Source organism: Actinomadura soli, assembly GCF_005889715.1.
GTDB classification, from domain to species: Bacteria; Actinomycetota; Actinomycetes; order Streptosporangiales; family Streptosporangiaceae; genus Spirillospora; species Spirillospora soli.
The window spans coordinates 1-6,444 of sequence record NZ_VCKW01000361.1; the positions used below are offsets into that span (position 1 = coordinate 1).

General features: G+C 74.2%; 5 protein-coding genes. 1 reads left to right on the forward strand and 4 read right to left on the reverse strand.

The genetic code is table 11. From position 1 onward, the window contains the following. A partial coding sequence (locus ETD83_RS38070; RefSeq protein ID WP_205718113.1) for a bacterial transcriptional activator domain-containing protein occupies positions 1-2,016 on the forward strand: 2,016 nt, incomplete at its 5' end. A gap of 13 nt (positions 2,017-2,029) precedes the next feature. On the opposite strand, the gene ETD83_RS38075 is transcribed toward ETD83_RS38070, so the two are convergent. The 4 genes from ETD83_RS38075 to ETD83_RS38090 form a co-directional block, all read right to left on the reverse strand. Beyond that, a complete protein-coding gene (locus ETD83_RS38075; RefSeq protein ID WP_138650051.1) occupies positions 2,030-3,259 on the reverse strand; it encodes a YncE family protein in 1,230 nt (409 codons plus the stop codon). Between the two features lie 115 nt (positions 3,260-3,374). Continuing rightward, positions 3,375-4,433 carry an NYN domain-containing protein gene (locus tag ETD83_RS38080; protein WP_138650052.1) on the reverse strand — a complete coding sequence of 353 codons (1,059 nt, stop codon included), beginning with the start codon at positions 4,431-4,433 and terminating at the stop codon, positions 3,375-3,377. Between the two features lie 77 nt (positions 4,434-4,510). Further along, positions 4,511-4,762, reverse strand: a complete 252-nt coding sequence (locus ETD83_RS38085) for an acyl-CoA carboxylase subunit epsilon (RefSeq protein WP_407921551.1) — start codon at positions 4,760-4,762, stop codon at positions 4,511-4,513. Between the two features lie 30 nt (positions 4,763-4,792). Then, positions 4,793-6,385 carry an acyl-CoA carboxylase subunit beta gene (locus ETD83_RS38090; protein ID WP_138650054.1) on the reverse strand — a complete coding sequence of 531 codons (1,593 nt, stop codon included), beginning with the start codon at positions 6,383-6,385 and terminating at the stop codon, positions 4,793-4,795. Positions 6,386-6,444: the final 59 nt, after the last annotated feature.

Consider the following 6,444-nt stretch of genomic DNA (forward strand, 5'->3'; position numbering starts at 1 on the left):
AGTCAACCCCCGACTTCGCAGGCGCCCCCGGCCGCGACGCAGGCGCCGCCGTCGGGGCCGTCCGGGGAGATGGACGGCGAGGCCGGCAGCGGCGGCGCGTCCGTCCCCGGCCAGGGCTCGGAGCAGGACGACGAGTCCGCCGGACGGCTGGACGTCGGCTGGCCGCACGGTCTCGCGACGGCGTCGCTGCTCGCCGCAGGGCTGCTCGTCGTGCTCGGACGGCGCCGCCGCGCCCAGATGTGGGACCGCGAGTCCGGGCACATGATCGTCCGGCCGGAGGGAGAGGCGGCGGAGGCGGAGCGGGCGCTGCGGCTCGGCGCCGACGACAACGCGACCCGGCTCCTCGACCTCGGGCTGCGGCATCTGTCGAAGTCGATGGCGGCGGGCGGCCGGGCGCTGCCGACCGTGTACGGCGTGCACATCGGCGGCTCCCAGAGCCTCGACCTGTGGATCGCGCCCGCCGACCGGAACCCGCCCGCGCCCTGGCAGGCGTTCGACGACGGCCAGGTGTGGCGGCTGCACGGCGACGCGCTCGCCGGGCTGGAGGCGTCCGACCTCGGCGACGTCCTCGCCCCGTACCCCGGCCTGGTGTCCATCGGCACGAACGAGAGCGGCCGCATCCTCGTCGACCTGGAGGCCGCGCACGGGCTGATCGCGCTGCGCGGACCCGAGGACGTCCGGCGGGCGGCGCTGTCGGCGATCGCGATCGAGCTGGCCACCAACCGCTGGTCCGACCACATGCGGATCACGCTCGTCGGGTTCGACGGCGAGCTGGGCGAGGGGCTGGCGGAGATCGCGCCGGACCGGGTGCGGTCCGTCCCGACGCTCGCGGACGCGCTGCCGGAGCTGGAGGGGCGCAGCGAGGAGGTCCGGCAGGCGCTCGCCGCGTCCGGGGTCGACTCGGTGCTCACCGGACGCTGCCGCGGCGTGTTCGGCGAGGCGTGGATGCCGCACTACCTGATCATGGCGGACCGGCCGTCGGAGCGGGACGCGGACCGGCTCGTCGCGCTCGCCCGCACCGGCACCCGGATGGCCGCCGGGTACCTCGTCCCCGGCGACGTGCAGGGCGCCACCTGGACGTGGGACGTCGACGCCGCCGGACGCCTCCAGGCGGGCGTGCTCGGCTTCGACGTCGACGCGCAGCTCGTCCCCGACGACGCCTACCGGCGCGTGTTCCAGCTGTTCCGGGCCGCGAACCGGCTCGACTCCGTCGAGCTGCCCGGCCTGGGCGGCGGCGCTGAGCCGCCGACCGCGCAGCAGTCGTCGGTCGAGATCCGGCTGCTCGGCCCGATCGAGGTGGAGGCGCCGGGCCCGATGGACGAGAGCCGCCGCGACCTCTGCACCGAGCTGCTCGTCCATCTGGCGGCGCATCCGGAGGGCGTCCACCCGACGGTGCTGTCGGGCGCGATCTGGCCGCGCGGGGTGAGCGCGGCGGTCCGCGACGCGTCCGTGGCCCGGGTGTCGGACTGGCTCGGCCGGGACGCGCGCGGCCGTCCCAACCTGTACTACGACGACCGCGGCCGGATCAGGCTCGGCTCGGAGGTGCGCGTCGACCTCGCCGTGTTCCGCTGGCTGGTGTGGCGGTCGGCGGCGGAGCCCGCGTCCGAGGCCGCCTACATGGCGTACGCGCTGGACCTCGTCCGCGGCCCGCTCCTCGCCGGGCGCCCCCGCGGCCGGTACGCGTGGCTCGCCGACCACGACCTGGAGTACGAGTCGTCCGCGCGGGTCATCGATGTCGCGCACCGGCTCGTCGTGCTCCGCCTGGACGAGGGCGACGCGCGCGGCGCGGTCAGCGCGGCGCGGGCCGGGCTGCGGCTCGCGCCCGAGGACGAGGGCCTGTGGCGCGACCTGCTCCGCGCGACCCATGCCACCGGCGACGTCGCGCAGGTGCAGGTCGTCGTCAACGAGCTGCGCGGACGCATCGCGCGCGACCCGCTGTACGACCGGCTCCAGCCCCAGACGGAAGCGCTCATGGAGGAGATCCTCCCCGACTGGCACGGCGTCGGCTCCCGCTGAACCGCACCGGCGTTCACCGGTAGAGGCCGGTGCCGCCCAGCGAGTAGCGGCCCGGCTGCGGGTGGAGGGTCAGCCCCACCGGACGTCCTTCGACCATGACCTTCCGCAGCACATGCCCCGTCCGGGTGTCCACGGCGTAGACGAGCCCCGCAGGGTCGGCGAGCCACAGCGCCGTCCCGTCCGGTGAGATCCCGCCGGGCACGGGGGAGCCGCCGCCGGGCGAGCTGCCAGCGGGCAGGGGCCACCGGGACGTGACGCGCCGGGTCGCGAAGTCGATCGCGGTGACGGCCCCGCCGCCGATGACGAAGAGCCGCCGCGCGTCCCGGCTGACCGCGAGGCCGCGCGCGCCCGGCGCGGTCGGGACGAACCCGGCCAGGACGAACCGGTGGGCGTCCACGAGCCACACCCCGCCGTTGACGGCGTCCGCCACGTAGAACGCGGTGCCGTCCGGTGACAGCCGCAGGTCGCCGGGACGCGCCCCGTCCGGCAGCCGGATCGCCCCGGTGACGGCGCGGCCGGCGAGGTGCACGCGGGCGATGCCGCCGGCGGACGCGCAGGTCGTGACGAGCGACGCGCCGTCCAGGGTGAAGTCGGCGTGCGCGGCGGTGCACGGCATCGGCACCGACGCCTTCAGCAGCATCGACCGCGGGTCGCGGACGTCGATGCGGCGGGGCTCCCGGGCGAGGACCAGCGCGTCCTGCCCGTCCGGCGTGAAATAGAGCCCGGTGGCGCCCGGCACGGTCACCGGCAACCCCAGCCTGCCGCTGCGCGGACCGACCGACACGAGGACGCCGTTCGTGCGGCCCGCGGCCCACAGGCGCCGCAGGTCCCAGGACGGCACCACCCGCGACGCCGCCGCCCCCGTGTGGAGGCGCCCGACGAGGCGGAGCGTGTCCGGGTCGATCACGTCGACGGCCTGCCCGTTCGCGACGTACAACCGCGACGGCGTCCCTTGCGCGTTCGGTGAGATCATGCCTGGCCCGGTGGCTGCGTAGACGCGTCCGGGCGCGGGACGAGCGTCCTGCCGGACGCCGGTCTCGGGCGCGGACGGGCCGGTGCCCGGGCGTAGGCTCGAATACGGCGCGGGCCCGCCGAGCCCGATCACCGGGCCGCCCGGGGAGCCCTCGCCGGGCCGGTAGAACGGGACGGGCGACTCGCACCCGGCGAGCACGCCGCCGGTCAGCGCGAGGGCCGCGGCGAGCGGGAACGCGGCGGCCCGTGATCGTCCCTCGTGAGCTCCCATGCGCGGTCTCCCCCCATCACCGCGGGGACCATACCGAGCGACGACTCCGAGTGTCCGACCAATTGCCAAACGTGTTCGCGTTCCTGCCCGCTGGAGGGCCGGGGCGGGGGGAACGCTAGTCGGACTTGCCGATGCCGATGCCGAACTCGCGGTAGACGCGCTCCCAGAAGCCGTCCCGCAGCCAGGTGCGGGCCTCCTGGTACGGGCGGAGCGACGAGCCGAGGTCCTTCTCGGCCTCGATCAGCAGCTCCTTGTCGATGACGGGCGGCAGGATCGGGCCGGGGAGCAGGTCGCGGATGTTGTCCCGGCCCCGCTCGAAGATCCACTTCTGCGCGACATGCTCGCCGATCTCCAGCATGTGGTCGCGCTCGGGGCCGAGCTTGCCGTCCGCCGCCGCGGCGGCGGCGTTGTTCATCGACGCGGCCACCGTCGCGGGCGTCGCGCCGGCCGGGACCGGGACGCTCGTGCGGGCGGTGGCGGGCGTCGGCTTGACCGCCGGGGGACGTCCCGCGAACACCTGCGACGGCGACGGGACGGGGCTCGTCCCCTTCGCGGCCGCGGCGGCGTCGCGGACGGCGGCGGCCGTGCCCGGCGCGGGCGCGGGCAGCAGCTTGGCCTTGGTGAAATAGGGGCGCAGGAAGTCGGCCGGGAGCACCTCGACCGTGTCGGACTCCCACACCAGCCACTCGGCCTGGTTCGACCCGTGCGTCGGCTCGACGCCCCACAGGTGGACGCGGACGCCGTAGCGCTGCGCCGCCTCGACGGCGGGCAGCATGTCCTCGTCGCCCGCCAGCAGGACCGCGTCGGTGATGGCGCGGTGCCGGGCGAGGGCCTCGAGGTCGGCGCGGAGCTGGGCGTCGACGCCCTTCTGCTGGCCCTGCGCGTTCAGGTTCCCGAGCCGCAGCTTCACCAGCGGCAGGTTCGCGATGACGCGCTGGTCGACGGTCGGCTGCCGCTTCGGCGCGGCGTCGAACCAGTACACCCGCAGCAGCTCGCCGCGGCGCTGCTCGTCGGCGTGATCGGTCAACGCCTTGATCAGCTTCTCGGCGGCGACCCGGTACTCGCGCCGCGAACCGCAGCTCAGCAGCAAAGCCCCGGAGGCCGCGTAGAGGTACCCCGCGTCGACGAAAATCGCGTACCGCGCGGGCTGTGGGACGAACTCCGAGGTGGCCATGGCCTTCCACCTTATTCGTGACGGGCCGCCGCTGGGTGCGAACCACGGTTGTCCGTCACCCGGTCATCACCCGCCCGTCACCGGGGGAGGGCGCTGGCCCGCCACGCCCCGGGGCCGCGCGGCCGAGGTTGCGCCGCGAACGTCTCGCGCACGAGCCGGGACCTGTCGGCCCACCGGGACGGGCGCGTCGCGCCGCCCGCCGCCTCGCCGTCCCGCGCCGCCGCGGCGGCCCGCGCGCGGGCGGTCAGCACGGCCACCAGAGCCGCGATCTCCTCGGGCCCCGCGTCGCCGCGGACGACCTGGAGGAAGGGCTTGTCCTCAGCGGTCACCAGATCTCCTCATCTCCTGGGAGAGTCGGTTCAGAGCGGGATGTTCCCATGCTTCTTGGGCGGCAGCGTCCTGCGCTTCTCCCGCAGCGCCCGCAGCGCCCGCACGACCTGCCCGCGCGTCTCGGACGGCTTGATCACGTTGTCGATGTAGCCGCGCTCCGCCGCGATGTAGGGGTTGGCGAGCGTGTCCTCGTACTCGGTGATCAGCTCGGCGCGGCGGGCGTCCGGGTCGTCGGCGGCGGCCAGCTCCCGCCGGTACAGGATGTTCACCGCGCCCTGCGCGCCCATCACCGCGATCTGCGCGGTCGGCCACGCCAGGTTGACGTCCGCGCCGAGGTGCTTGGACCCCATGACGTCGTACGCGCCGCCGTACGCCTTCCGCGTGATGACCGTGACCAGCGGGACGGTCGCCTCCGCGTACGCGTACAGCAGCTTCGCGCCCCGCCGGATGATCCCGTTCCACTCCTGGTCGGTGCCGGGCAGGAAGCCGGGGACGTCCACGAACGTCAGCACCGGGACGTTGAACGCGTCGCACGTCCGGACGAACCGGGCCGCCTTCTCGGAGGCGGCGATGTCGAGCGTCCCGGCGAACCGCATCGGCTGGTTCGCGACGATGCCGACCGAGTGGCCCTCGACCCGTCCGAATCCGACGATGATGTTCGGCGCGAACTGCTCCTGCACTTCGAGGAACTCGCCGTCGTCCAGGACGTGCTCGATGGCGGTGTGCATGTCGTACGGCTGGTTCGGCGAGTCGGGGATGAGGGCGTCGAGCTCCTCGTCCACCTCCGCCGGGTCGGCGTCGGCCGGGACCGCGGGCGCGTCCGACAGGTTGTTGGACGGCAGGTAGGACAGCAGCGCCTTGACGTACTCGATCGCGTCGTCCTCGTCCGACCCCTGGTAGTGCGCCACGCCCGACTTGGAGTTGTGCGAGTGCGCCCCGCCCAGCTCCTCCATCGTCACCTCTTCGCCGGTGACCGTCTTGATCACGTCGGGCCCGGTGATGAACATGTGCGAGGTCTGGTCGACCATGACGATGAAGTCGGTGATCGCCGGGGAGTACACGGCGCCGCCCGCGCACGGCCCCAGGACCAGCGAGATCTGCGGGATCACCCCGGACGCGTGCACGTTCCGCTTGAAGATCTCGGCGTACAGGCCGAGCGCGACCACGCCCTCCTGGATCCGCGCGCCGCCGGAGTCGTTGATCCCGATGACCGGGCAGCCCGTCGTCATCGCGTGGTCCATGACCTTGCAGATCTTCTCGCCGAACACCTCGCCGAGGGAGCCGCCGGAGACGGTGAAGTCCTGGCTGAACACGGCGACCGGGCGTCCGTCGACGGTGCCGTACCCGGTGACGACGCCGTCGCCGTAGGGCCGGTTCCTCTCCATCCCGAAGTTCGTGGACCGGTGCCGCGCCAGCTCGTCGAACTCGACGAACGACCCCGGGTCGAGCAGCGCGTCGATCCGCTCCCGGGCGGTCATCTTGCCCTTGGCGTGCTGCTTCTCGACCGCGCGCGCCGATCCGGCGTGCACCGCCTCGTACCGGCGCCGCTCCAGGTCGGCGATCTTCCCGGCCGTGGTGTGGACGTCGTACCCGACCGGGGGTTCAGGGGCTTCCGTGGCCATGCGCGCCAGGGTAACCACCTTCCCACTTCGCACTTCAACGGGGGGTGTGGGGGGTCGTC